The following is a 25,311-nucleotide window of genomic DNA, read 5'->3' as shown; positions in this document are numbered from 1 at the left end:
GAGGCGGTCCCCCGGATGGCAGTCCCCTCCGAGCAGGCAGACGATGGAAGGAGGCAAGGGAAGGGATCCGTCATGCTGGAGATCAAGACGGTCGACAAGCCCGATGAGCGACGCGATTTCCCGCGCGGCCACCTCGAAGCGGTTCACATGAGCGGGCTCGACTTCGCCGTGGGAACCTTCGAACCGGGCTGGCGCTGGTCCGAGTCCGTAGGCCCGATCGCCGGAACGAAGAGCTGCGAGGTCCACCACAACGGCTATGTCGTACAGGGACGCATGCACCTCGCCATGGACGACGGCGGCGAGGGCGAGCTGGGACCCGGCGACGTCTTCGTCTGTCCGCCCGGGCACGACGCCTGGGTCGTGGGTGACGAACAGGTCGTCGTGTACGACTTCGCGGGAGGCATGGCAACCGACTACGCGAAGGCGAAGGACGCCTAGCGGCTGACCATCTCCCCCGGATTCGAGACACCCCTGCCGAGCGCCGACTCGGCCGAGGTGCGGGGAGCGCGTACGCCGACGAGGGCGCCGACGGTGGCGGGTGCGGCGCGACCATCGCCCCGACGGGCCCTGCCTGGACCAGCGCCGCATGCCGGCACCCTGACCTGCCCACCCACATGCACCCCCTTGATCACACCCCCAATTCACGCCGACCTGCCCTTTCGCCGCCCCGTCGCGGCACGGACCGCGCCTGGGACATCGCGTTGTCGCAAAAGCTCTGCCCGCTGCCGGGCCCTGGGCATCCTCGGCCCCATCGGGGGTATGCGGGCTGCACCAGAGGGCAGTTGAAAAGGGGAGGGTCGCATGGTCCGCACCGCGTTGCGCTCACGTGCCGCCAAGGCAGGACGCCGGAAACCGGCACCAAAGTCAGGATCGGACCGGGGGAAGTCGACGTCGAAGTCCGACCGGGGCAAGTCGGAGAAGTCGCGGTCGCTCTTCCGCCGCCGGACGCCGTCGCCGGCACCGGCGCGCGAGCCCAGTGCCCTGACGCTGCCCCTCCGGCTGCTGGCCATGCTGATCGCCTTCGCGGCCATGGTCGCCTTCGCGGTCGCACTGGCCCGGCTGACGCTGGAGCCCTCACCGGCGTCGACCGCGCTGATCCACGACAACCTGCACCCCGGGCGCTCCCTGCGGGCCTATCTCGACCAGCCGGAGCTGCGCGACGCCCTCAAGCAGATCGGCGGGAACCTCCTGCTCGGAGTGCCCTTCGGCGTGCTGCTGCCCGTGGTGGCCCCTAAGACCCGCGGAATCCTGCGTGTCCTCGCGCTCACCGCGGCGGTCATGCTCCTTGTCGAGCTCGTTCAGGGAGCCCTCATCACCGGGCGGTCCTTCGACATCGACGACGTCATCCTCAACACGACCGGGGCGCTGGTGGGTTACCTGCTCCTGGGACGCCGGTTCGGCCGGGCGGTGCACCCCCGGAAGCGTCTTCGCACCTGAGGACTCGCCTCAACTATTGGTCCGGACCAGAGTATTGACACCCCGTTACCTCACTCCTTAAATCAAGAGGCGAAGCATGCACCCCCCACCTCAGTCGGCGCACCCTCCCCCCGGGTAGCCGTACGGAAATGAGAGTCATGGACTCCCCACGCCTGCTCCGAAGATGCCTCTTCGCCGCGCTCTCCGCCGCACTGGTCGCCTCCGCCTCGGCCGTCGTCGCTCCCGCCCACGCGGGTCCGGCGGCGGCCGCGGCGGCCGTGACGTTCCAGGACACCTTCGACGGTCCCGCCGGTTCGGCCGTCGACTCGTCCAAGTGGCAGATCGAGACCGGCGACAACGTCAACAACCACGAACGGCAGTACTACACGTCGGGCAGCAAGAACGCCGCGCTGGACGGCCAGGGCCATCTGGTGATCACGGCCCGCAAGGAGAACCCGGCCAACTACCAGTGCTGGTACGGCACATGCCAGTACACCTCGGCCCGGTTGAACACCTCCGGGAAGTTCACCACGACGTACGGCCATGTCGAGGCCCGGATGAAGATCCCGCGCGGGCAGGGCATGTGGCCGGCGTTCTGGATGCTCGGCGGCGACATCGGACAGGTCGGCTGGCCGAACTCCGGTGAGATCGACGTCATGGAGAACGTCGGCTTCGAGCCGTCCACCGTGCACGGCACGATCCACGGTCCCGGGTACTCCGGGTCCGCCGGTATCGGCGCCGGATACTCCCTGCCGAACGGCCAGGCCTTCGCGGACGCCTTCCACACCTTCGCGGTCGACTGGGCACCGAACTCGATCAGCTGGTCGGTGGACGGAACGGTCTACCAGCGGCGTACGCCCGCCGATCTGGGCGGCAACACCTGGGCGTTCAACAAGCCGTTCTTCCTGATCCTGAACCTCGCGGTCGGCGGGTACTGGCCGGGCGACCCCGACGGCTCCACCTCCTTCCCGCAGCAGCTCGTCGTCGACGAGGTGAAGGTGACGACGAGCGACGGCTCGGGCGGCACCGGCGGTCCGATCAAGGGCCTCGCGGGCAAGTGTGTGGACGTGGCCGCCGCCAATTCGGCCAACGGAACGCCCATACAGCTCTACGACTGCAACGGGACCGCCGCCCAGCAGTGGACGGTGTCCTCGGACGGCACGGTCCGCGCGCTCGGCAAGTGCCTGGACGTCACCGGCAACGGCACGGCGGACGGCTCCACGGTCCAACTGTGGGACTGCAACGGAGGCCCCAACCAGAAATGGACGGTCACCGCGGCTCACGACATCGTGAACCCGCAGGCCAACAAGTGTCTCGACGTCACGGGCAACAACTCGGCCAATGGCACACGACTGCAGATCTGGTCGTGTTCCGGCGGGGCCAACCAGAAGTGGACGGTTGGCTGACAGACCGCTCGGGCGGGCGGCGAAGGGTCCGGTGGGGCAACCCCGCCGGGCCCTTCGCGCACCCGGCGCTCAGCCGACAGGAACGAACCAGGGACAGGAACGAACCAGGGCGCGAACTAGGGACGGGACAAGGCACCAGCGAGGGCCAGGAGTCGGCACCCGACCGCCGCCGACACGGCTCGTCCGGACAGGGACGGATGCGCGGCCCGGTCCCGCCCGGCGTGACAGGGCGCCCGGGCCGGTCGGACACGCACACCGCCCGCGGCGCCACTCCCCCGGGCCGGACAGGCCCGGCGAGGCGTCCGCCCGGCCGCAAACCCGGGCTCGGATTCCGGGACCGGCGCAGATTCCGGGACCGGCGCAGATCCTTGGACCGGCGCAGATTCCGGGACCGGCGCAGATCCTGGGACCGGCGCAGATCCTGGGACCGGCGCAGATCCTGGGACCGGCGCGGATCCAGGGGTCGGCGCGGATCCAGGGGCCAGGGCTGCGTCAGCGCGGCTGCCAGGTGAGTTTGTCGCCGCCCACCCAGCGGACCACGTCGGGATCGTCGAGGTCGTGGACGATGATGCCGTACGCCGCCGCGTACTCCAGGACGTCCGTGATCGCTTTCGCCTCGCCGACCATCTCGCCGTCGATCTCCATGATCCGGAACGGCGGCGTGCCCGGCTGCACCCCGAGCACCATGATCCGTGGGTTGGAGATGTGAGGGCTCGCGCTTTCGGTCATGGCTAGAGCGTAAAGCGGTTCCCGCGGGTCAGCGGCGGAGCTCCGGGAGCCTCCCGCCCGCGCCGCCCGGCACGCGGCGGAACAGCGGAAAGCCCGGGGTTCGCCCAGGTGGGTGAGCCACCCGCCGCACCCGCCCGGGAACCACCACATCACCGCCCACAACGCATCCGCCGTGCGCTCCGGCGACGGCTGGGCAACGCTGGGGGGAGCGCGGCGGCCGACGCGACCGCAGGGAGGAATGCCGATGGACCCCGTCGAGGCCCTGGACCGGATCGCGTTCCTGCTGGAGCGGAGCCTGGCCCCCACCTATCGCGTACGGGCCTTCCGTACCGCGCAGACCCTGCTCGCCGGGATGCCCGCCGACGAGGTGCGCGAGCGCGCGGCGACCGGGGCACTGGAGTCGCTCAAGGGCATCGGCCCGAAGACCGCGCAGGTGGTGCGGGAGGCGCTGGCCGGTGAGGTGCCCGGTTACCTGGAGAAGGTTGAGCGTGAGGCGGCGGGGCCGCTCGCCGAGGGCGGTGAGGCTCTGCGGGCGCTGCTGCGCGGGGACTGCCATCTGCATTCCGACTGGTCGGACGGCGGCAGCCCGATCGAGCAGATGGGGCGTACGGCGGCAGCGCTGGGCCACGAGTGGGCGGTGCTCACCGACCACTCGCCCCGGCTGACCGTGGCGAGCGGTCTGTCGCCGGAACGGCTGCGTGAGCAACTCGCGGTCGTCGCGGACCTGAACGAACGCTGGGCCCCCTTCCGGCTGCTCACCGGGATCGAGTGCGACATCCTCGACGACGGATCGCTCGACCAGGAACCGGAGTTGCTGGAACAGCTGGACGTGGTGGTCGTGTCCGTCCACTCCAAGCTGCGCATGGACGCGAGGCCGATGACCCGCCGGATGGTCGCCGCCGTACGCAATCCTCTCTCGGACGTGCTCGGCCACTGCACCGGGCGGCTGATCAGCGGGCGTGGCCGACCCGAGTCCGCCTTCGACGCGGACGCGGTCTTCGCGGCCTGCGCCGAGACCGGCACGGCCGTCGAGATCAACAGCCGTCCGGAGCGCCTCGACCCGCCGCGCCGGCTGCTGCGCAGAGCGGTCGACGCGGGCGTCCTGTTCTCCCTGGACACCGACGCGCACGCTCCCGGGCAGCTGGACTGGCAGATCTACGGCTGCGCGCGAGCCGAGGAGTGCGGGGTGCCCGCCGAACGCGTCATCACCACGTGGACCCTGGACGACCTGCTCACCTGGGCCAGGACCCGGGAGACACCGGCCGGCGCGGGCAGCCGCTGAGACGGAGCGCGCGGCGGGGCGTCAAACCCGCCGTCATCCCGGAGCTCTGACGATCTCGGCGTGGACGAGGCCGTCGGCCAGCCCTCCGAGCACGATCTGCCGACGTTCCTGCCGGGTGAGTCTGCCGCCCGACATCCCGGCTTCCGCCGCTGCCTCCACTGCTGCCTCGGAGCCTCCACTGGAGCGTTCACTCGCCATTCATTGCAATGATCAGCGTCGAGTTGTTGCATTAAATTCAGAATCATTGCAACGATATCTTGCCGTTGAACTGCTTATATGCCGTTGATGCGCAACAAGCATGTTGTCTGATCCATGAATGCAACGTAGCGTTTCCATCATCGGAAACAGCAGGCCGCAGGAGCCACACGCGGCAGAAATAGGGAGAGCATAATGCAGAAGTTCGACACCCCCGCCCCGATCTCCGCCGTCCTCGACATCCCCGCGGGACGCGTCCGCCTCATCGCCGCCGACCGCGCCGACACGACCGTCGAGATCCTGCCCGCGGACGCCTCGAAGGGCCGCGACGTGAAGGCGGCGGAGCGGATCGAGGTCACGTACGACAGCGGCGTCCTGCGGATCGAGGCCCCTGAGGCGAAGAGCCGGATCCTCGGCACTTCCGGGTCCGTCGAGGTGACGGTCCAGCTGCCGGCAGGCTCCCGCATCGAGGCGAAGGCGGCCGACGCCGTACTCCGGGGCGTCGGTCGGCTCGGCGACGTCACCTTCGAGGGCGCGCAGGGCTCGGTCGAACTCGACGAGACAGCGAGTGCCCGCCTCACCCTCCTCGCCGGCGACATCTCGGTCGGCCGCCTGGGCGGCCCCGCGGAGATCAGCACCCAGAAGGGCGACCTGAGCGTCACCGAGGCCGTACGCGGCACGGTCGCGCTGCGCACCGAGCACGGCGACATCTCCATCGGCGCCGCCCACGGTGTCTCCGCCACCCTGGACGTCGGCACCACCCACGGCCGGATCCACAACGCGCTCAAGAACAGCGACGGTGCCGCCGCCGGCCTGACCATCCACGCGACCACCGCCTACGGCGACATCACCGCCCGCAGCCTGTAAGGAGCATCCGCATCCCCAACTCGGCCGTGGCGGCGAACAGGCCGCGCCGCAAAGGAACTTGACGATGCAACAGATCGTCCGGATCTCCTCGGGTCCGGCATCTCCAAATCGGCCGCCTCGGATCGGCGAAGGCCGAATCACCGGACGTGGTGATCAACGGGCGAGACAATGACGGCGACGGTCCGTCGCCACGTCGGCGGCCATTCCGCCCCGAAGACATCGTGGGCGCACCAGGAGGAGACGAAGTCGTGAGCGAGAGCCGGCGCCCGTCAGGCGAGTCACCGAGGCTGAACACCAGCGTGGCGCACAACGCGCGGGTCTGGAACTACTGGATCGGCGGGAAGGACAACTACGCGATCGACCAGGTGATCGGCGATCAGGTCGCGTCCATGTTCCCGGTCATCCGCGAAGTGGCCCGCGCGGACCGCGACTTCCTCGGCCGCGCCGTGCACCACCTCACCGCCGACCGCGGAGTGCGGCAGTTCCTGGACATCGGCACCGGGCTGCCGACCCTGGACAACACCCATGAGATCGCGCAGCGGATCGCCCCCGAATCGCGGATCGTGTACGTCGACAACGACCCGATCGTGCTGGTTCACGCCCGCACCCTGCTGACCAGCACGCCCGAGGGCACGACCGACTACATCGACGCCGACGTCCACCACCCGGACAGCATCGTCGAGGGTGCCGCGGCGACACTCGACCTCGGCCGGCCCGTCGCGGTCATGATGCTCGGCATCCTCAACTTCGTCCTCGACACGGAGGAGGCGCAGGACATCGTGCGCCGGATCATGGCGGCGGTCCCCTCGGGCAGCTTCCTCGTCCTGACCCACCCGACCACCGACGCCGACCTCGGCGGTGAGGGCAACATCGAGGCGATGAAGTTCTGGAACGAGAACGCCACTCCGCCGATCACCGCCCGCACCCGCGCGGAGATAGAGGCGTTCTTCGACGGCCTGGCGTTCGTCACTCCGGGCCTGGTCTCGTGCTCGCAGTGGCGCTCCGAGCCCGGTTCCGCACCCACTGTTCCGCAGTTCGGCGCGGTCGCTGTGAAGCCCTGACCTCGCCGGAACCGAATCCAGGCCCGAGCCTGCCCACCACGCAGGCTCGGGCGGCGGCAGGCAGCAGGCGGCAGGCGGCAGGCGGCAGGCGGCAGGCGGCAGGGAACCGTGACGCACCTCACCGCCGGCGGCGTCGTCCTGGGGAACACCCATAGGTAGTTACCCGTTGAACCATCCGTGTGTGCGGATGGGACAGTGTCCCCGGGCCTCACCTTTTGCCCACAGGAACGATCGTTCGGCTGAAGCCCTGTGGAGCGTTTCGCCGAGAGGCGACCGCCATCCGTGCCCACCACAGACGGCCCCGACCGAGATTCCCCCGTCCGGTCGGGGCCTTCCCCTTGCCCGAAGCTGTTCCCGGCTGCCCGAAGCTGTTCCCGGCCGACCGCCCACCCGGACGGCCGGGTCCGCTCGACCTCGTGTCCGCTTGACCTCGTGTCCGCTTGACTTCGAGTCCGCTCCAATTCGTAGCGTGCGAGTTATGAGCACTGCACAGCACAAGATCGGTTCGGGTTTCGGCGCCCGGAGCACCGCCGACGACGTCCTCCACGGAATCGACCTCTCCGGCAAGCTCGCGGTCGTCACGGGCGGCTACTCGGGTCTCGGCCTCGAGACGACCCGGGCGCTGGCCGCGGCGGGCGCCCGGGTCGTGGTCCCGGCACGGCGCCCGGCGACCGCGCGCGAGGCGCTGGAGGGCATCCCCGGCGTGGAGACCGACGAACTCGACCTCGGCGACCTGGAGAGCGTGCGCGCCTTCGCCGACCGGTTCCTCGCCTCGGGCCGTGCCATCGACGTCGTCATCAACAGCGCGGGCATCATGGCCTGTCCGGAGACGCGGGTCGGCCCCGGCTGGGAAGCCCAGTTCGCGACCAATCACCTCGGCCACTACGCGCTGGTCAACCGGCTCTGGCCGGCGATCGAGCCGGGCGGGGCGCGGGTCGTGTCCGTGTCCTCCGCCGGCCACCACTACTCCGGCATCCGCTGGGACGACGTGCACTGGCGCGGCGGCTACGACAAGTGGGAGGCGTACGGGCAGGCGAAGACGGCGAACGTGCTGTTCGCCGTGGAGCTCGACCGGCGCGGCCGGGAGTCCGGCGTACGGGCCTTCTCGCTGCACCCCGGCGGCATCCTCACCCCGCTCCAGCGGCACCTGCCCAGGGAGGAGATGGTCGAGCGCGGCTGGATCGACGAGAACGGCACCCCGCTGAACCCCGAGGGCTTCAAGACGCCCGAGCAGGGCGCGGCCACCCAGGTGTGGGCCGCGACCTCGCCGCAACTGGCCGGCCTGGGCGGGGTGTACTGCGAGGACTGCGACATCGCCGAGCCCGCTCCGGCGGACGGCACCCGGACCGGCGTACGCACCTACGCGACCGACCCCGGCGAGGCCGCCCGGCTGTGGGACCTGTCGGCCGAGCTGACCGGGGTGAACGCCTTCGTGTGAGCCGCGCGGCGTCCGCCGCGTCAGCGGTCTCAGGAGTCCGACACGAACTCCCCCAGGTCCGCGGTGAGTTGTCCGCGGTGGGGCGAACAGGCGGTGGCCCGCGTCCCCGTAGACCTTGAGCGTGCTGTCAGGCAGCAGTTCCGCGGCCCGGCGGCCGGTCAGGTCAGTGCGGCGCCCGCTCCTGCAGTGCCGTGCGCCACGCCGGGGACGGGCCCGTCGGGGCGGGTTCCGCGCGTCGGCCGCCGCGCGTGAAGAAGTCGGCCAGCGGCAGGATCGCGGCGCCCACCGTGACCGCGTCGGGTCCGAGGCGGCCGAGGTCGACGGTGACCCGCTCGGCGGGATAGCGCAGGGCGTACGAGGAGGCGTAGCGGCGTACGGCGGGCAGGAACCGGGAGCCGAGCTGGAGACCGGCCCAGCCGCCGATGAGGATGCGCTCGGGCTGGAAGAGGTTGATCAGGTCGGAGAGTCCGGCGCCCAGGTACTCGGCGGTCTCCTCCAGGACGGCGAGCGCGATGGGATCGGCCTCGGTGCCGTCGGGCGGGTAGGCGGCCGCGAGCATCGCGGTGAGCGCGGTCTCCTCGTCAGTGCCCTCCGGGGGACGCCCGCCCTCCTCGCGCCAGCGGTCCAGGAGCGCCTCCGCGCCCGCGTAGGCCTCGAGGCAGCCCAGGGCGCCGCAGCGGCAGCGGCGCCCCCTGACCCGTACGGTCAGATGACCCCACTCGACGGACCGGCCGTTCTCCACCTCCTCGGTCACGAGGCAGGCGCCGACGCCGGAGCCGAAGAGGACGACCACCGCGTTGCGGGCGCCGCGTCCGGCACCGAACCACATCTCGGCCTGGCCGAGGGTCCGGGCGCCGTTGTCCGCGAAGTACGGGACGGTGTCGGGGAGTTCGCAGGCGGAGCGGAGCAGGGACTCCAGCGGGACGGCGTCCCAGCCGATCGTCTGGCCGTGCACGACCGCGCCGCGCTCGGGGGTGCGGGCGACGATGCCGGGTACCCCGATGCCGACGCCGAGGAGTTGCTCGGGGGCGATGTCCGCCTCGGCGAGGACCTCGGCGATGCCGTCGCGGATGTGGCCGACGATGACGTCGACGTCGTACTCCTGGCGCCTGAGCGGTCGGTCGGCCTCGTAGCCCAGTCGCTCCAACGGCCTTTCGGCGCGGGCGAGTTCCGTGAGGGTCAGGTCGAACAGCTCGATGCGGACGCGGGTTTCGCCGACGTCGACGCCGATCATGTGGCCGCTGCTCGGCACCACGCGCAGCAGGGTGCGAGGGCGGCCGCCGTCGGAGTCGACGCTGCCGGCCTCCTCGACGAGGCCGTCGGCGACGAGTTCGGCCACCACGTTGCTGATGGATCCGGAACTCAGTCCGGTGGCGGGACCGAGCTCGTAGCGGCTCATCGGCCCGTCGAAATACAACCGTTGTAGTACGGCGGTGCGATTGCCCCGCCGCAGGTCACGCACTGTCCGACCGTTCCGCCCCGCCATGTGATGTCCCTTCCGGCCTGCCCGACCTGCAAGATACCCCTGCTCGATCCCTTGACGCGACTTTCTTCCGGGTCTTAACTCACGTCCTAAATTAAGCCATGAGGATCGTTCGGGAGTTGAACGCGGACGCCCCTCATGTCTCCCTCCGGGAAAGGGACATAAGCAGCCATGCGCAGAATCCGAGCCGCGGCCGCAGGTGCGGTCACCATCTCACTGCTGACCGCCGCGACCGCCTGTGGCGGTGGCTCGTCGAACGGCGGGTCCAACGACTCGCCCAAGACGCTCACGTACTGGGCGTCCAACCAGGGTGCCAGCATCGAGATCGACAAGAAGGTCCTCGCGCCCGAACTCGCCAAGTTCGAGAAGGACACCGGCATCAAGGTGAAGCTGGAGGTCGTCCCCTGGTCCGACCTGCTGAACCGGATCCTCACCGCCACCACCTCGGGTCAGGGCCCCGACGTCCTCAACATAGGCAACACCTGGAGCGCGTCCCTGCAGGCCACCGGCGCGCTGCTGCCGTGGGACGCGAAGAACTTCGCCAAGATCGGCGGCAAGGACCGCTTCGTCGACTCCGCACTCGGCTCGACGGGCGCCCAGGGCAAGGACCCCGCCGCGGTGCCGCTGTACTCGATGGCGTACGCGCTCTACTACAACAAGAAGATGTTCGCCGACGCCGGCATCGCCAACCCGCCGGCCACCTGGGACGAGCTGATCGCCGACGGCAAGAAGCTCTCCAAGGGCGGAAAGTGGGGCATCGGCGCGGAGGGCTCGAACGCATCGGAGAACATCCACCACGCGTTCGTCTTCGCCAAGCAGCACGGGGCCGACTTCTTCACCGCCGACGGCACGGCCGACTTCACCAACGACGGGGTCGTCGCCGCGGTCAAGCAGTACGTCGACCTGATGGCGAAGGACAAGATCATCGCCCCGGGCAACGCCGAGTACGCGCAGAACCAGTCCGTGAGCGACTTCGCCAAGGGCAAGAACGCGATGCTGCTGTGGCAGTCCGCGTCCGCCAACCTCAAGTCGCAGGGCATGAGCGAGGACGCGTACGGCATCGCCCCGGTGCCCGTGCAGTCCGGCACCCCGGGGACGGGCACGAACGTCAACTCGATGGTCGCGGGCATCAACCTCGCGGTGTTCAAGAACACCAAGAACCTCGACGGCGCCGCGAAGTTCGTGAAGTTCCTGACCAGTGACGCCGAGCAGAAGATCCTCAACGGGGCCTACAGCTCGATCCCGCCGGTCAAGACCGCCCAGACGGACGCGGCGTTCAACTCCCCCTCGAACTCGGTCCTCAAGGACACCTTGGCCAAGAGCGCGGCCGCGCTGCCGCAGGTCGCCGACGAGTCACAGTTCGAGACCGCGGTCGGTACGGCCATCAAGGGCCTGTTCGCCGAAGCCGCCGACGGGCGCGCGGTGACCACGGCGTCGGTGAAGGCGGCGCTCGAGAAGGCCCAGCAGCAGATGCCGAAGAAGTGAGTGCGGACACCACCATGACCACCACGACCGCCGCCTCCGCCGAATCCGGCGAGCGGACGGTGCGCAAGAGCTCCCCCGGTGCGGCGCGCGGCCCACGCCGCACCGGGCGGATCAAGCGCATCGGACTGCCCTACCTGCTGCTTCTGCCCGCCCTGTTCCTCGAACTCCTGGTCCACCTGGTGCCGATGGTGATCGGCATCGTGATGAGCTTCAAGGAGCTCACGCAGTTCTACATCCGCGACTGGGGCACAGCGCCCTGGGCCGGCTTCGACAACTACTCGGTGTCGGTGGACTTCGACGCGCCCGTCGGCAAGGCGCTGCTGCACTCCTTCTTCGTCACCATCTCTTTCACCCTGCTCTCGGTCGGTCTGTGCTGGCTGATCGGCACGGCGGCCGCGGTCTACATGCAGGACACCTTCCGGGGGCGCGGTCTGCTGCGGGCACTGTTCCTGGTGCCGTACGCGCTGCCCGTGTACGCGGCCGTCATCACCTGGGTGTTCATGTTCCAGCACGACAACGGCCTGGTGAACCACGTCCTGCACGACCAGCTGCACATCACCGACAAGCCGTCGTTCTGGCTGATCGGCGACAACAGTTTCTACGCCCTGCTCACCGTGTCCGTCTGGAAGGGCTGGCCGTTCGCCTTCCTGATCGTGATGGCGGGCCTGCAGAACATCCCGGGCGAGCTCTACGAGGCGGCCGCCCTGGACGGTGCCGGACTGTGGCAGCAACTGCGCCGCATCACCCTGCCGTCGCTGCGGCCGGTCAACCAGGTCCTCGTCCTGGTGCTGTTCCTGTGGACGTTCAACGACTTCAACACGCCGTTCGTCCTGTTCGGCAGGACCGCCCCGGAGGCAGCGGACCTCATCTCGGTCCACATCTACCAGGCGTCCTTCGTCACCTGGAACTTCGGCACCGGCTCGGCGATGTCCGTACTGCTGCTGCTCTTCCTGCTCGTCGTGACCGGCGTCTACCTCCTGCTGACCTCCCGGGGAAGGAAGACGGCCGATGTCTAGCACCTCCACCACCCCCCGATCGCCGATGGCTCCCCCGCGGTCCTTCGTGTGGTCCCGGCGGATCTTCCTCACCCTGCTCACGGGCTTCGTCCTGATACCCGTCTACGTGATGGTCTCCAGTTCGCTGAAGCCGCTCGCGGACGTCTCGGGGAAGTTCCGCTGGCTGCCGAGCGGCCTGACACTGCGGCCGTACATCGACATCTGGTCGACCGTGCCGCTGGCGCGGTACTTCGTGAACTCGCTGATCGTGGCAGGTGCGGCCACCGCCTGCTCGGTCGTGATCGCCGTCTTCTCCGCCTACGCCGTCAGCCGCTACAACTTCCGCGGCAAGCGCGTCTTCACGGTCACCGTGCTGTCGACCCAGATGTTCCCCGGCATCCTCTTCCTGCTGCCGCTCTTCCTGATCTACGTCAACATCGGCAACGCGACCGGCATCGCACTGTTCGGCTCGCGCGGCGGTCTGATCCTCACGTATCTGACCTTCTCGCTCCCGTTCTCGATCTGGATGCTGATCGGGTACTTCGACTCGGTGCCGCGCGATCTCGACGAGGCGGCGCTGGTGGACGGCTGCGGGCCGCTCGGCGCGCTCTTCCGGGTCGTCGTGCCGGCCGCGATCCCCGGCATCGTCGCGGTCGCCGTCTACGCCTTCATGACCGCCTGGGGCGAAGTGCTGTTCGCGTCGGTGATGACCAACGACGCCACCCGCACCCTGGCCGTCGGGCTCCAGGGCTACTCCACGCTCAACGACGTGTACTGGAACCAGATCATGGCCGCCTCGCTGGTCGTCAGCGTCCCCGTGGTGGCCGGATTCCTGCTGCTCCAGCGCTATCTCGTCGCCGGTCTCACGGCGGGAGCCGTCAAGTGACCGACCTCATTGATGACGAAGGGACTTCAGTGACCATCGACCTTGCCGCCCTCCCCGAGGACTTCCTGTGGGGCACGGCCACGTCGGCGTACCAGATCGAGGGAGCCGTCGCCGAGGACGGCCGCTCCCCCTCCATCTGGGACACGTTCTCGCACACCCCCGGCAAGATCGACAACGGCGACGACGGGGACGCCGCCTGCGATCATTACCACCGCTGGCGCGAGGACATCGGTCTCATGCGCCAACTCGGCACCAACGCCTACCGGTTGTCCATCGCCTGGCCCCGGGTGATGCCGGGCGGCGACGGCCCGGTCAACGCCAAGGGGCTCGACTACTACGACGCGTTGATCGACGGGCTGCTGGAGGCGGGCATCACGCCCTCGGTCACCCTCTACCACTGGGACCTGCCGCAGACGCTCCAGGACCGGGGCGGCTGGCCGGCCCGTGACACGGCGCACCACCTCGCCGCCTACGCCTCGGTCGTCGCGGAGCGGCTCGGCGACCGCGTCCAGCACTGGACCACCCTCAACGAGCCGCTGTGCTCGGCCTGGATCGGCCATCTGGAGGGGCGGATGGCCCCGGGCCTCACCGACCTCACGGCGGCGGTCCGCGCCTCGTACCATCTCCTGCTCGGCCACGGACTCGCCACGCAGGCGATCCGCGCCGCCGCGCCGGGCGCCCAGATCGGCATCGTCAACAACCTGTCCAGCATCGAGTCGGCCACCGACCGTCCCGAGGACGTCGCCGCGGCGAAGCGCCTGGACGGGCACACCAACCGCTGGTGGCTCGACCCGGTGCACGGCCGGGGCTTCCCCGCCGACATGGTCGAGGTGTACGGCGTCGAACTCCCCGAGGTCGCCGGGGACCTGGAGACGATGGCCGAGCCGCTGGACTGGCTGGGGCTCAACTACTACTTCCCGTCCAGCGTCGCCGACGACCCCACCGGTCCGGCCCCCCGCGCGCGCACGGTCCGCCGGCCCGGCGTGCCCCGCACCGGCATGGACTGGGAGGTCGAGGCCGCCGGTATCGAGAGCCTGCTGCTCCGCCTGACGCACGACTACGGCGCCCGCAAGCTGTACGTCACCGAGAACGGCTCCGCCTACCCCGACGTCGTACGCCCCGACGGCACCGTCGACGACCCGGAGCGCACCGCGTATCTCGAACAGCACCTGGCGGCCTGCGCGTCGGCGGCCCGCAAGGGTGTCCCGCTGGCCGGCTACTTCGCGTGGTCGCTGCTGGACAACTTCGAGTGGGCGTACGGCTACGACAAGCGGTTCGGTCTTGTGCACGTGGACTACAAGACGCAGAAGCGGACGGTGAAGGGCAGCGGGCAGCGGTACGCGGAGATCGTCCGGGAGCATCGCGGGGGCGCGAGCAAGGCGGCCTGAGCCGATCGGCGGCGGGCCGGCCGGCGGAGAACGCCCGGCCGGGCCGCCGGAGGCGGAGTGCGGCTGGCGCCGGACGGGCGTGACGGCTGGCCTGGGACGGCCCGCCGTCAGTCGGATGGGCACACGTGTCCCGCTGACTTGTCATGGAGGTAGGTCACACGTTCTTCCGGAGTGAGGTCACGGCCGAAGGTGTGGCAGATCTGCTTGATCGCCTGGGCGGGCTTGAGGGAGGTGTCGACGTCCCACAGCTGGGCTGTCGCATTGATCCCGTCGGCGGTGGCGAGGGTGCGGCCGCCAGGGCTGAATGCCAGCGAATAGATCCCCTCGACTTCGAAGCTGGTGCGGACTTTGCCGGTGGCCCCGTCCCACAGCCGTACTGTCTCGCTGTACGCGCCGCTGCTGTCGGTGTCGGCAGTGGCGAGGGTGTGGCCGTCGGGACTGAACGCCACCGCGCTCGCCCATCCGACGTGCGCGGTCAGAGAGATACGCACGTCACCCGTGGCTGCGTCCCACAGCCGTACGGTCTCGTCATCGCTGGCAGTGGCAAGGGTATGGCTGTCGGGACTGAACGTCACCGCGCTCACCCCGGCATTGTGTCCCTTGAGTGTTCTGCGGGGCTTTCCGGTGGCCGCGTCCCAGAGCCGTACGGTGGAGTCGTCGCTAACGGTGGCGAGAGTGCGGCCGTTGGGACTGAACGCCACCGCATTCACCTCGCCGGTGTGTCCTGTGAGCGTGCGGCGGAGCTTGCCGGTGGCCACATCCCAAAGCCGGGCGGTTTTATCGGCGCTGGCGGTGGCGAGGGTACGGCCGTCAGGGCTGAACGCCACCTCGTACACCGTGCCCTTGTGTCCCTTAAATGTGCGGCGAGACTTGCCCGTTGCTACATCCCAGAGCCGTACGGTGGAGTCGACGCTGGTGGTGGCGAGGGTGCGACTGTCGGGGCTGAACGCCACCGCGTACACCTCGCCGGTGTGTCCTCTGAGCGTGCGGCGGGACTTGCCGGTGGCCACATCCCAAAGCCGGGCGGTTTTATCGGCGCTGGCGGTGGCGAGGGTGCGCCCGTCAGGGCTGAACGCCACCTCGTACACCACGTTGGTGTGTCCTTTGAACATGGTGTGCTTCTTGTCGGTGGTGACGTCCCACAGACGTGCCGTCTTGTCCCGGCCGGCGGTGGCGAGGGTACGTCCGTCCTTGCTGAAGGCCAGCGCGAGAACCTCGTTGGCGTGCCCATCGAGGGTGGCTCGAGGCGAGCTGGTGGCTGCGTCCCACAGCTGTACGGTGTGTTCGCTGGCTGTGGCGAAGGTTTTGCTGTCCGGACTGAAGCTCATCACGAGCGCTGCGCCTAGAAGTGTGTCGCGGCTCTTGCCGGTGACAGCGTCTCGCAGGCGGGCGTCGTAGGCGTCGGCGGTGGCGAGGGTGTGGCCGTCGGGGCTGAACAGCACTGACGTCACCGGTTCTGTGTGGTCTTTGAGTGTGGCACGGGACTTGCCGGTGGCCGGATCCCACAGACGAACCGTCCGGTCGGCACCGCCCGTGGCCAGCGTGCGCCCGTCGGGGCTGAACGCCACCGAGTACACCTCGGCCTTGTGCCCTTCGAGTGTGGTGCGGGTCCTGCCGGAGACCGGGTCCCACAGACGAACTTTCCCGTCGGCACAGCCTGTGGCAAGGGTGTGACCATCGTGGCTGAACGCCACCGCGTACACCCCCTCGGCCTGGCGTCCTTCGAGTGTGGTGCGGGTCCTGCCGGAGACCGGGTCCCGCAGACGCACTGTCCCGTCGGCGCTGCCCGTGGCAAGGGTGTGACCGTCGGGGCTAAACGCCACTGATGTCACCTGGCCTGTGTGGTCTTTTAATGTGGCGCGGGACTTGCCGGTGACCGGATCCCACAGACGAACCGTCTGATCGGCACCGCCTGTGGCCAGAGTGTGGCCGTCACGACTGAACGCCACCGCGTACACCTCGTCGGTATGGCCGGACAGGCGGCGGTGCACCGGCAGGGCCGCGGCGCTTCGCAGGCTCTCCAAGGCCTCGGACGTATGACTGGTGCGGTACGCCTGAACGGCCAGCAGCGCGGCCAGTTCCGGGTTCGTGGCGAAGAGTCCGTCGGACTGGCCGGCGAGTTGTCGCGACAGTGCCGTCTGCCGTGTGGCGATCACCGTTCGCCACTGCCAGAAAGCGCCTCCCGCGGCCAGGAGGGCGAGGACCAGGAGACCGCCGAGGATCCCGTTGAGCTGCCTGCTGCGGCGGATCGCGGTCCGCTGGCGCTGCCTGCTGGCGTTGAGATACGCCGAGATCTCGGCCGGTAGCCGACGTCGCCGTGACCATTCGAGGCCCTCCGCGAGCGCTGTCCCGCCCAGCAGATCCCCCGGGTCCTTCGCCGTGGCCCAGTGGGCCTGTCGCTCGCGGGTGTGGTCGAGCCACTCCTGGAAGCGGTGATCCTGGTTGACCCACTCACGCAGTGCGCCCCAGTCGCGGATGAGCGCCTCGTGGATCAGCTCGGCCACCGGTGCCCCGGAAGGAGCGCCGGGGTCATGCGAGGCGTGAAGCGCCTGGGTGGTGATGATCCGATGGCGCGCGAGGGCGGCGATGACGTCGTTGACGGCCGCCTTCTCAGCGTCGGGAGGGTCGCCGGGGTCCGCTGCCAGCTCGCGCAGCTCGTCGAGGGGGACCTGCGTGCGGACGGCCGTGATGTTGTGACCCGGATCTGCGGGGTGCACCAGGGACGTCAGCGCCCGCTGGGCGATGGTCCGCTGTTCTGGGGACAGTTCGCTCAGGACGCTGTCGCACCACGTGGTCACGCTGCCGCTGACCGCTCCGATGCGACGGTACGCCTCGTGCGTGAGGTACCCGTCCTGCCGCCGGAGCCACAGCTGGCTGAGCGCCATCTCCAGCAGGGGCAGCACGGTGACCGGTGCCTGGCAGGTGATGGCCGCTTCGGGTGTGATCTCCAGGACGTCGCCGATGATCCGCTCGGGCAACCCTGATTGGAAGCGGAGCCCGACGTCCCGGGCGGGCAGAGTGATGATGTCGTGCAGGTCCTGCTGGCTCAGCGTGCCCGGTACATTGAGGAGTCCCGGCATCGCGGCTTCGAGCAACCTTGGCGCCAGGGATGCCAGTTGAGGGTAGAAGTCGTCACGCATGATCAGGATCACGGTGACCTTGGTGTACGCGTCGGCGGCTGTGGTGACCTCATCGATGACGGACAGGAAGTCCCGCAGCCGACCGTTGGCCGTCTGGACCAGGAGCTCCTCGAACTGGTCGATCACCAGCAGGACACGCTGATGACCGGGGTCGGCCACAAGCCTCTGGTTGACCGCCGCAACGATCCCGTCACCCTTCGCACCCGGCAGCCCTGCCCGTTCGATCTCGGCGAGCATGTCCTGCCTCGGCCGGGTGAGGACAGGCAGCCAGCGGTCACTGCCCGGCAACTCCCCCGCCGCCAGCGCCCGCAGCACACCGGCCTGGATCAACGACGACTTACCCGACCCCGACGGCCCGAGCAGCAGCGTCAGCCGCCGTTGCTGTGCCAGGTTCGTCAGGACCTGCTGCACCGCGTCCTGGCGGCCCTCGAACCACCGCGCGTGTTCCGCGGTGAACGGCTCCAGCCCTCGGTAAGGGCAGACCTCACGCTCGGCCAGATCCGGCAGGATCTCCCGCAGGACCTGCGTCGGCGTGACGTAGGCGATGCCCTGCCCCCGTTCGTACATGTCGGGTGCGGTGATCTCGGTGAGCATGCCGATGACCAGGCCGGTCGTCTCATCGAGAACAGGTCCGCCACTGAAGCCGGTGGTGAGGTCGTTGGCGGCGGTCAGCTGGAGATGTGCACATCTGCCGTCCGCGCCCGGCAGCAGATCGCCGGTCACGCCGAAGCCGAAGTGTCCCTCCGCCGGGGCCTGGGCGGGAAATCCGAAGGAGCGGACCTGGTGGCCCCGGCATCCTTCCGCGGAGCCCAACGGCATCGTCCGCATACCCGCCGCTGTGCCGCTCAGCCGGATGAATGCCACGTCCTCTTCCTCGACGGAACGCCACAGCTCGCCCGGGACACGTCCCTCCACCCGGTCCGCACCCCGCACATGAGGAAAGGACAGCAGGATCTCCTCCCCGGGCCCGCCCCCGGCCGCTTCGACGACATGCGCACACGTGACCACGACCCCATCGGCCACCAGGAACCCCGTCCCGGCCACGGCCCCGTCCGGCCCGACGATCTGGGCCACGGCCGCGGCCAGATCCGATGCGCTGCCGTCACCCGGCTTCTCTTCCTCGCTGGTCACCCGGATCAGCCCGTACTCTCGGCCGAGTCCGGGTGCCGCGATCCGTCGCTCTTCCAGGACACGGTCACGTTCAGGTGGCAACTGGCCTGGCTCTTGGTGATGACAGCCCCGGCCTCGGCCGCGAGGTCGACGCCGAATTCGACCGTGATCGCGTCGGGACGGGCTTTGCGCAGCTGTTCGAGAGTGGCGCGGGCGGCCTCTGTGATCGGCTCCAACGCCCCCTGCAGCGTCACCGGCAACTCGCGTACGACATCGCCGACGCGGCCAGCCTTCACCGGCCCGTCCCACGCGGCGGCCGGTTGCTCGACCAGAATGAAGCCTCCGCCGTCCAGCGGAATCCGAGTCAGAGGTGTCACTGTGCCTCGTCCGCCTCTCTTACCGGCTCTCCAACGACTTCACCAGCATTCTTGACTCTGACATATGCCGCACGCGGGAGTGAGCCACACGTATGAGGCGGCAGACGTCTCGATGCCCCCAGGGCTGCTGCCGACTGGTTCAGACACCGCCGTCGGCGGTGTCACGTCCGTTCGGCCCCAGTTCCGCGAGGGCGGCCGTCAGCTGCGGGCCCACCGCCTCGCGCACCCAGGCGACCCGTTCGTCGCCGGACGCTCGGGGCACCGTCTCGACGAGCATGATCAGGTAGAGGTAGCTGCGGTAGAGGGCCAGGCGTTGACGGGCGGGTCCGTCGAACCCGACTGTTCCGCCCGCCTCCTGATAGCCCGCCAGGAAGTCCGCGTCCCGCCGGATGTCGCCGAGCAGGGCCAGAGAGACGAAGTCGGCGAGCGGATCGCCCCAGAGCATGCGCTCGCCGTCGATCAGACCGCCGATCCGAGGGCCCGCCTCGGCACGCTCGACCAGAATGTTCCCTCGCCACAGGTCGAAGTGGACGAGGCGGGGGACGGTGACCTCGTCCAGCGCGTCATGGGCGGTCCGCGCCACGCGGGCCACCTCGTCGACGGGGAAGGGCAGCCAGGCACGGTAGTGGCGGGCGTCGTCCAGGACGGCGTCGTACATCCCGGCGAAGGCGGTCCGCCAGTCGGGGGCGAGCGGCCCGAGTGCGCCGGACGGGTAGCCGAAGCCCGGGCCGGTCACCTCGTGCAAGCGGGCCACCATGCGCCCCAACTCCCGCTGCAGTGGCCCGCGTTCACTGACGGACAGATCTCCCAGGGATCACCCGGACAGTGCGTCATGAGCAGATGACCGTCGCGACGATCTCCGACCACCCGGGGCGCCGGTACGCCGACGGTGGCCGCCCGACGGTAGAACTCCGCCTCGGAGACGAGGAGTTGCCGCTCGTACGCCAGAGCGGGGGCGGTGTCGGGCGGAGGCACCTTCAGCACGTAACGGGTGCCGTCGACGAGCAGGAGCTCCTCGACCGCGTTGTACGTGCCGCCGGACAAAGTCCGGCGACCGGCGAGGCTCCCGGGCGGCAGTCCCACCCCGTCAAGAGCCCGCCGTGCCCGCTCCCAGCCGTGCGCACCGGCTCCATCGGTCGCCTCGCCCATGGGCCCACTCTGCCAGGTGGGGAGTGTCGTATCCACCGCCCCGACCGAGCGCCTGGGCACGGGCCCCTTGGCCAACCGGCCGCCCTCGCCTACACGCTGGGCACCCTGACGCCCTGGGTGTCGCCCTCCGCCGTACCGGCGCCCCGAGGAGCGCCGAAGCGGGCGAGGCAGTGCCAGACCTTCTTCAGGTCCTGGAGGTCGTGGCGGCCGGTGCGGGCGGCGTCCCCGATGATGCGCGGGTCGAGAACGCCGTTCTCGGCGATGCGGGTGCCGAGCTCGACGTATTCGGAGCCGCGGAAAGCGGGGTGCAGGCGGAGTTCCTCGACGCCGAGCCGGTATCCGGGGTGCCAGGCGATCGGGCAGGGCAGGTGACGTGCCGCGGCCTCGACGGGTGTGCCCCGGAAGGACGCGTCGAGGACCAGTGCCTCCACGTCCCGGGCGGGCACGACCCGTCCGTGCACCTGCGCCTCGATGTAGTCGTCGAGGGCGTCCCGGTCGTCCGCCTCGGCGGTCTCGATGAGGGACATCCCGGCGGCGACGCCGAAGGCGGACGGTTCGGCGGCGCTGTCGGGGTAGCAGAAGGTGGCGCGGCGCAGTGTCTCGCCGGTCAGCCGGAAGTGCGAGGAGCCGAACCGGGGTGCCGCGCCGACGAGTTGGCGACGGAAGTCGAGCCCTCCGTAGACCGGGCGCTCGTCGGCGGGCGCGATGTCGTAGGCCCCGCCGAAGATCCGGCTCTCCCAGCGCCACCGGTCGCCGCCGGGGTGCGCGGTCAGGCCGCCGTTGCTGGTGCCCGTGACGAACTGCGAGCGGTACACGCCGTCCCGGGCCAGTGCCTCCAGGATCGGGACCCCGCGCACGAGCCGGTCCGGATGGAAGTTCAGGGTCAGCCGCACCGTGGGATCCAGCGCGGGGCCGGAGGACCGGGCCGCGACATGGCGCAAGGCCAGCTCCTGCGGCGTCCACCGGTCCCGTGTCCTGCGGCCTCCCTCCGCGAAATCCATTGGCTCCCCCTCATTGAGCTAGGTATCTTCGGTCAAAACCTAGGACTCCTAGGTTTTGACCGCCGGCACCCAGGAGGACTCCCCCCATGAGATCACTCACCGAGCGGGACATCCGCGACTCGTTCGTCAACTGCTCCCGAGGAGAGGCCAAACGGCTCGCGACGCCTCGCCATCTCGACGAACTCCCTTGGGGTGACCTGGACTTCCTCGGCTGGCGAGATCCCGGCGCGCCCGATCGCAGCTACCTCGTCACCGAGCGGGAAGGGGGCCTCGTCGGTGTCGGCCTGCGCCTGCCCTCCTCCCGGCGCGGGCTCCTGCACCGCAGCATGTGCTCGCTGTGCCTGACGACGCACCCGGGCAGCGGGGTCTCGCTGATGACGGCCCGCAAGGCGGGCGCGCCGGGCCGCGAGGGCAATTCGGTGGGTGTCTACATCTGCGCCGACCTCGCCTGTTCCCTCTACGTACGCGGGAAGAAGACCCTGGAGTCGGGCAGCCGCTTCGAAGAGACCCTCACGACGGAGCAGCAGATCGCCAGGACGGTCGGCAACCTGTCGGCCTTCCTGGCGAAGCTGCACAACTGATCCCGCCGCACCGGCTCACTCCCCCGGGGCGCCCGACGGATCGTCCCCGCCTGCCGGGGACCTCCCCGGACGCGTCAGGAACCGGCAGGTGTCCAGTGCGGGTCACGGCCCAGGAAGGCGAGCAGCGCCCCGGCCCGGCCGGCGCCCTCCGGCACCTCGCGCGCGGCGGCGAACACGCCGAACGAGTTCCGGAGGTGATCGGCCAGCCGGTCCGCCGCGAGGCCGATCCCCGCGGCGAGGTCGTCGTCGAGCGGGGATTCCTGCCCCGTCGCGACGGCGATGTCCCAGGCGTGCACGGCCGCGTCCATGGCACCCGCGGCGGCGGCCACCGGGAACGGCAGCGGTCCGAGCGGCGTCGCCACCTCCTCGGCGTCGGGGGACAGCCCCCTGTAGACGTCGGCGACGTCGGCGAGGACCTTGTCGAGCGCCGCCGCCGCATCGGCCTCCAGGCCGTCCACGGGGTGGAAGGGGTCCCCGTCGGGCCATCCGCTGCCGGTGATCGCCGCGCCGTACGCCTGCTGATCGAGCCGCGCGTGGTTGAGCACCTGCCGCACCGTCCACTCGCTGCACGGCGTCGGCGCTCCCCACGCGCCCTCCGGCACACCCGCGACCACCTCCCGCAGCCGTGCGTGCGCCCGCGTCAGCAGTTCGATGCCTTCGAGGTCGCTCATCCTGATTCCTCCTGATGCCTGTCCGACCGAGCTGATGCCATCAATCTAGGGCCCCTTGCGGACAGATACGGTCCGCAATGAGGACGTTCGGTACCGGTGGGAAACGGGAAGGCCCCAAGGATGCAAGAGGCACGTGGTGAGTGGACGACATCCGTCGTGAAGATCGTGGAGCGACGCCGGGAGCCCGTGGTCGTCCAGACACTTCGTTCGACGGCCGCCGCGACGCTCGCGTACGTGGTGGCCCTGCATCTCAGTCCCGAGCCCGCGCCGCTGACCGCGCCCCTGACCGCGCTCCTGGTCGTCCAGGTCACCCTGTACTCCACGATCACCACCGCCATCAGACGGGTGAACTCCGTGGTGGTCGGCGTCGTCATCGCCATCGGCTTCAGCAGCCTAGTGGGTCTGACCTGGTGGAGCCTTGGTCTGATCATCCTGGCGTCACTGGCCGTGGGACATCTGGTCCGGGTCAGCGAGTTCGTGCCCGAGGTGGCGATCAGCGCCATGCTGGTCCTCGGCGTGACCAGGGTGGGCGACACCGCCTGGGCCCGCGTCCTGGAGACACTGATCGGAGCGGTCGTCGGCCTCGCCTGCAACCTCGTGCTCGCGCCACCCGTGTGGGTGGGCGTGGCCGGTGAGTCCATCGAGGATCTGGCACGCCGGGTGCGCCAGTTGATGCTCCGGATCGGCGAGGAGGCCGCCGGGCGCACACCCTTCCGGGTGGCGGCCGAGCGGCTGCACGAGGCACGCCGGCTCGACCATGACATCGCCGGGGTGGACGCGGCCCTGCGGCAGGCCGAGGACAGCCTGAGGCTCAACCCGCGCGTGCGCGAGGGGCTGCTGCACCGGGTCGTGCTGCGCACCGGCCTGGACACTCTCGAGATCTGCACCGTGGTCCTGCGGGTCCTCGCGCGCAGCCTCACCGACCTCGCCAAGGAGCGGGAACCCCATCCGCTGTTCGAAGCCCAGGCGGGAGCCGTGCTGGAGGAACTGCTGTCCGAGGTCGCCGACGCGATCGTCAGCTTCGCGGTACTGGTGACCACCGATGTCTCCCAGAGTGCCGCGTCCGCCGAAGCGCGGCTCAGCGCGGAACTCACCACGGCCGCCGCCACCCGCGACAAACTGGCCCAGCTCTTCCTCGACGAGGTGCAGCGCGACGCGAGTCAGTGGCAGCTGCACGGCTCCGTCCTGACCGAGGTCAACCGCATCATCGACGAGCTCGACACCGAGCACCGGACCCGCAAGCTCCTCGAGGAACTGGACCGCTGCGCCGCCGAGGAGCGCGAGCGCCGACCGCACCTCACGCGTCTGCGGCGCCGGCTGCGCCTCCCGCGCCCACTGCGCCGGAAACGGAACCGCTCGGCCGCTTCCCGTCGTTCTAAGTGACGGGTTCCGTGCGAAGAAGCGGCACGGCGTCGGGGAGCGGTGAGCCGCACGACGGCGCCGAGGCGAGCGGGCGATACGACGAGGAGGCGGGCGGATGACCAAGGACACCGTGCGGATCGACGGGAACACGCTGCGGCTGCCGGGCGGGGTGCAGGTGCGGTTCGTCCGGACCCTGCGTCTGCCCGAGACGGGCACGCACGCGTTGCCGCCGGGGCTCGGCGAGTTCCCCGTCCGGCGGGTCGAGGACTACGGGGACCGGGTGCCCGCCGAGTGGCGGGCCCGTGGTGGTGTGATGCTTCCGGTGTATCTGCGCGAGGCCATGTGGCTGAGTTTCGCCGGGACGACGGAGCCGGCCGCGTTGCAGGTCGGCGTCGGCAAGGTGTGCGCCGTCTCCGGCAAACCGTGGAGCTCCAAGCTCAGCCGTGATCCGCAGAACTATCTCGCACTCCCGCGCCAGCCCTGGCTCGACGGCATCAACTCCGGCAAGGGGACGGTCCGCCAGTTCGTGGCCGTGCCGATGGGTCTGGGAGCGACGGTGGAAGGCCAGGTCACCGGCGAGGAGGTCTGGGGCGGTGTCCAGCTCCAGTCGTTCCCGCTCGACGCCGGGGAGCTGGCGGCGTGGCGCGAGGCGGAGCGCCGCAGGGCGGAGGAGCGCCTGCGGATGCCTCCGATGCCTCCGTCGATCGGCGGGTACGGCGGCGCCATGCCGATGATGGCCGCGCCCGGTTCCGCGCCGCCCGCACCGGGAACCGCGCCGGCCGCGGGGGGAGCCGCCCCGGCCCGTCCGCGGAGCGCTCCGGCGATGGGTCTCGGCGTCGGCGGCTCGATGCGCCAGGAGGTCTACCGGGACGACCGGCCGATCGAGGCCTGGGCCGAGGAGCCTGCCGTACGCGTGTTCGTCCATCTCGTGACGCCTCCGGAGTGGCGCCGCATCACCGGCGAGGCGCCGCCGCCGTCCCCGGTGGACCGTGCGGCGTACACCCGCGCGGGACTCCCCTGGTTCGACTACTACGACCAGGACGCCGCCGATCTGGCCCCCACGGACGCGCTGGGTTCGGTGCAGCCGGTCGGCGACTGGCTGGGCGACGACCACGAGCCCTGGCAGGCCCCCTCACCCCACCAGGTGAAGCCGCTCGGCGACGCGCCGGGCAAGCCGGTCGGGGACGGCGACTGTTGACATGCTCCTCGCCCTGAAGGGCGAGGATTCTGGCCTTCTCTACCGGTTGCCGTGCCGCTACGCGGCGCGGTTTCCGGTCGGGAGTCCGTGG

General features: G+C 70.0%; 20 protein-coding genes and 2 pseudogenes. 14 read left to right on the top strand and 8 right to left on the bottom strand.

The window, feature by feature from the left end; genetic code table 11:
* Positions 1 to 72 precede the first annotated feature (72 nt).
* The 3 genes from ACWD68_RS35995 (at position 73) to ACWD68_RS35985 (ending at position 2,822) form a co-directional block, all read left to right on the top strand.
* Positions 73 to 438 (top strand): cupin domain-containing protein, encoded by a 366-nt coding sequence (locus ACWD68_RS35995; protein WP_451810669.1) that lies wholly within the window; start codon positions 73 to 75, stop codon positions 436 to 438.
* Between the two features lie 363 nt (positions 439 to 801).
* Positions 802 to 1,437: a VanZ family protein gene (locus tag ACWD68_RS35990; RefSeq protein WP_451810668.1), complete on the top strand. Its 636-nt coding sequence runs from the start codon at positions 802 to 804 to the stop codon at positions 1,435 to 1,437.
* A gap of 137 nt (positions 1,438 to 1,574) precedes the next feature.
* Entirely contained in the window at positions 1,575 to 2,822 is a 1,248-nt protein-coding gene (locus ACWD68_RS35985; RefSeq protein WP_451810667.1) for a ricin-type beta-trefoil lectin domain protein, read from the top strand.
* 492 nt (positions 2,823 to 3,314) lie between these two features.
* Here ACWD68_RS35985 and ACWD68_RS35980 read toward each other — a convergent pair whose 3' ends face one another.
* Positions 3,315 to 3,551, bottom strand: coding sequence for a hypothetical protein (locus ACWD68_RS35980; RefSeq protein ID WP_451810666.1), 237 nt, complete (start codon positions 3,549 to 3,551; stop codon positions 3,315 to 3,317).
* Positions 3,552 to 3,795: 244 nt separating this feature from the next.
* Between ACWD68_RS35980 and ACWD68_RS35975 the strand changes: the two genes are divergently transcribed.
* On the top strand, positions 3,796 to 4,833 hold the full coding sequence (locus ACWD68_RS35975; RefSeq protein WP_451810665.1) for a PHP domain-containing protein: 1,038 nt from the start codon (positions 3,796 to 3,798) through the stop codon (positions 4,831 to 4,833).
* A 45-nt stretch (positions 4,834 to 4,878) separates the two neighbouring features.
* Here the strand turns inward: ACWD68_RS35975 and ACWD68_RS35970 are convergent.
* Positions 4,879 to 4,968, bottom strand: a pseudogene (locus ACWD68_RS35970) (MarR family transcriptional regulator); the annotation flags it as partial.
* A gap of 255 nt (positions 4,969 to 5,223) precedes the next feature.
* Here ACWD68_RS35970 and ACWD68_RS35965 point away from each other — a divergent pair.
* The 3 genes from ACWD68_RS35965 to ACWD68_RS35955 all read left to right on the top strand — a co-directional run bounded on the left by ACWD68_RS35965 (position 5,224) and on the right by ACWD68_RS35955 (position 8,394).
* Positions 5,224 to 5,895, top strand: a complete 672-nt coding sequence (locus tag ACWD68_RS35965) for a DUF4097 family beta strand repeat-containing protein (protein WP_451810664.1) — start codon at positions 5,224 to 5,226, stop codon at positions 5,893 to 5,895.
* 248 nt (positions 5,896 to 6,143) lie between these two features.
* Positions 6,144 to 6,956 carry an SAM-dependent methyltransferase gene (locus tag ACWD68_RS35960; protein ID WP_451810663.1) on the top strand — a complete coding sequence of 271 codons (813 nt, stop codon included), beginning with the start codon at positions 6,144 to 6,146 and terminating at the stop codon, positions 6,954 to 6,956.
* A 478-nt stretch (positions 6,957 to 7,434) separates the two neighbouring features.
* Positions 7,435 to 8,394, top strand: a complete 960-nt coding sequence (locus ACWD68_RS35955; RefSeq protein WP_451810662.1) for an SDR family NAD(P)-dependent oxidoreductase — start codon at positions 7,435 to 7,437, stop codon at positions 8,392 to 8,394.
* 163 nt (positions 8,395 to 8,557) lie between these two features.
* On the opposite strand, the gene ACWD68_RS35950 is transcribed toward ACWD68_RS35955, so the two are convergent.
* Complete coding sequence (locus ACWD68_RS35950; protein ID WP_451810661.1) at positions 8,558 to 9,880, bottom strand: ROK family transcriptional regulator; 1,323 nt, start codon at positions 9,878 to 9,880, stop codon at positions 8,558 to 8,560.
* 168 nt (positions 9,881 to 10,048) lie between these two features.
* Here ACWD68_RS35950 and ACWD68_RS35945 point away from each other — a divergent pair, with 168 nt between their 5' ends.
* The 4 genes from ACWD68_RS35945 to ACWD68_RS35930 are packed head-to-tail and all read left to right on the top strand — an operon-like array spanning position 10,049 to position 14,631.
* Positions 10,049 to 11,362, top strand: coding sequence for an ABC transporter substrate-binding protein (locus ACWD68_RS35945; RefSeq protein ID WP_451810660.1), 1,314 nt, complete (start codon positions 10,049 to 10,051; stop codon positions 11,360 to 11,362).
* A gap of 14 nt (positions 11,363 to 11,376) precedes the next feature.
* Positions 11,377 to 12,378, top strand: coding sequence for a carbohydrate ABC transporter permease (locus ACWD68_RS35940; protein WP_451810659.1), 1,002 nt, complete (start codon positions 11,377 to 11,379; stop codon positions 12,376 to 12,378).
* Complete coding sequence (locus ACWD68_RS35935; RefSeq protein ID WP_451810658.1) at positions 12,371 to 13,243, top strand: carbohydrate ABC transporter permease; 873 nt, start codon at positions 12,371 to 12,373, stop codon at positions 13,241 to 13,243. The genes ACWD68_RS35940 and ACWD68_RS35935 overlap by 8 nt, the downstream gene beginning before the upstream one ends.
* Positions 13,244 to 13,272: 29 nt before the next feature.
* A complete protein-coding gene (locus ACWD68_RS35930) occupies positions 13,273 to 14,631 on the top strand; it encodes a GH1 family beta-glucosidase (protein WP_451810657.1) in 1,359 nt (452 codons plus the stop codon).
* A 107-nt stretch (positions 14,632 to 14,738) separates the two neighbouring features.
* Here the strand turns inward: ACWD68_RS35930 and ACWD68_RS35925 are convergent, their stop codons facing one another.
* The 4 genes and pseudogenes from ACWD68_RS35925 to ACWD68_RS35910 all read right to left on the bottom strand — a co-directional run bounded on the left by ACWD68_RS35925 (position 14,739) and on the right by ACWD68_RS35910 (position 21,408).
* Entirely contained in the window at positions 14,739 to 18,902 is a 4,164-nt protein-coding gene (locus tag ACWD68_RS35925) for an nSTAND1 domain-containing NTPase (protein ID WP_451810656.1), read from the bottom strand.
* A 5-nt stretch (positions 18,903 to 18,907) separates the two neighbouring features.
* The gene (locus tag ACWD68_RS35920) at positions 18,908 to 19,258 is read right to left on the bottom strand and encodes a CU044_2847 family protein (RefSeq protein WP_451810655.1); all 351 of its coding nucleotides are present in this window, start codon (positions 19,256 to 19,258) and stop codon (positions 18,908 to 18,910) included.
* A 139-nt stretch (positions 19,259 to 19,397) separates the two neighbouring features.
* Positions 19,398 to 20,407: pseudogene (locus ACWD68_RS35915) on the bottom strand (phosphotransferase family protein).
* Positions 20,408 to 20,496: 89 nt separating this feature from the next.
* Complete coding sequence (locus ACWD68_RS35910; protein ID WP_451810654.1) at positions 20,497 to 21,408, bottom strand: DUF3626 domain-containing protein; 912 nt, start codon at positions 21,406 to 21,408, stop codon at positions 20,497 to 20,499.
* 86 nt (positions 21,409 to 21,494) lie between these two features.
* Here ACWD68_RS35910 and ACWD68_RS35905 point away from each other — a divergent pair, with 86 nt between their 5' ends.
* Positions 21,495 to 21,989: an FBP domain-containing protein gene (locus ACWD68_RS35905; RefSeq protein ID WP_451810653.1), complete on the top strand. Its 495-nt coding sequence runs from the start codon at positions 21,495 to 21,497 to the stop codon at positions 21,987 to 21,989.
* A gap of 74 nt (positions 21,990 to 22,063) precedes the next feature.
* On the opposite strand, the gene ACWD68_RS35900 is transcribed toward ACWD68_RS35905, so the two are convergent.
* A complete protein-coding gene (locus ACWD68_RS35900; protein WP_451810652.1) occupies positions 22,064 to 22,660 on the bottom strand; it encodes a TIGR03086 family metal-binding protein in 597 nt (198 codons plus the stop codon).
* Between the two features lie 120 nt (positions 22,661 to 22,780).
* Here ACWD68_RS35900 and ACWD68_RS35895 point away from each other — a divergent pair, with 120 nt between their 5' ends.
* Both ACWD68_RS35895 and ACWD68_RS35890 read left to right on the top strand, forming a co-directional pair.
* Positions 22,781 to 24,043 carry an FUSC family protein gene (locus tag ACWD68_RS35895; protein ID WP_451810651.1) on the top strand — a complete coding sequence of 421 codons (1,263 nt, stop codon included), beginning with the start codon at positions 22,781 to 22,783 and terminating at the stop codon, positions 24,041 to 24,043.
* 94 nt (positions 24,044 to 24,137) lie between these two features.
* Positions 24,138 to 25,220, top strand: a complete 1,083-nt coding sequence (locus ACWD68_RS35890; RefSeq protein WP_451810650.1) for a hypothetical protein — start codon at positions 24,138 to 24,140, stop codon at positions 25,218 to 25,220.
* Positions 25,221 to 25,311: the final 91 nt, after the last annotated feature.

This window comes from Streptomyces sp. NPDC005141, assembly GCF_053599975.1.
The sequence above is the reverse complement of the archived record's forward strand: the minus strand, read 5'-3'. Positions and strand labels throughout refer to the sequence as shown.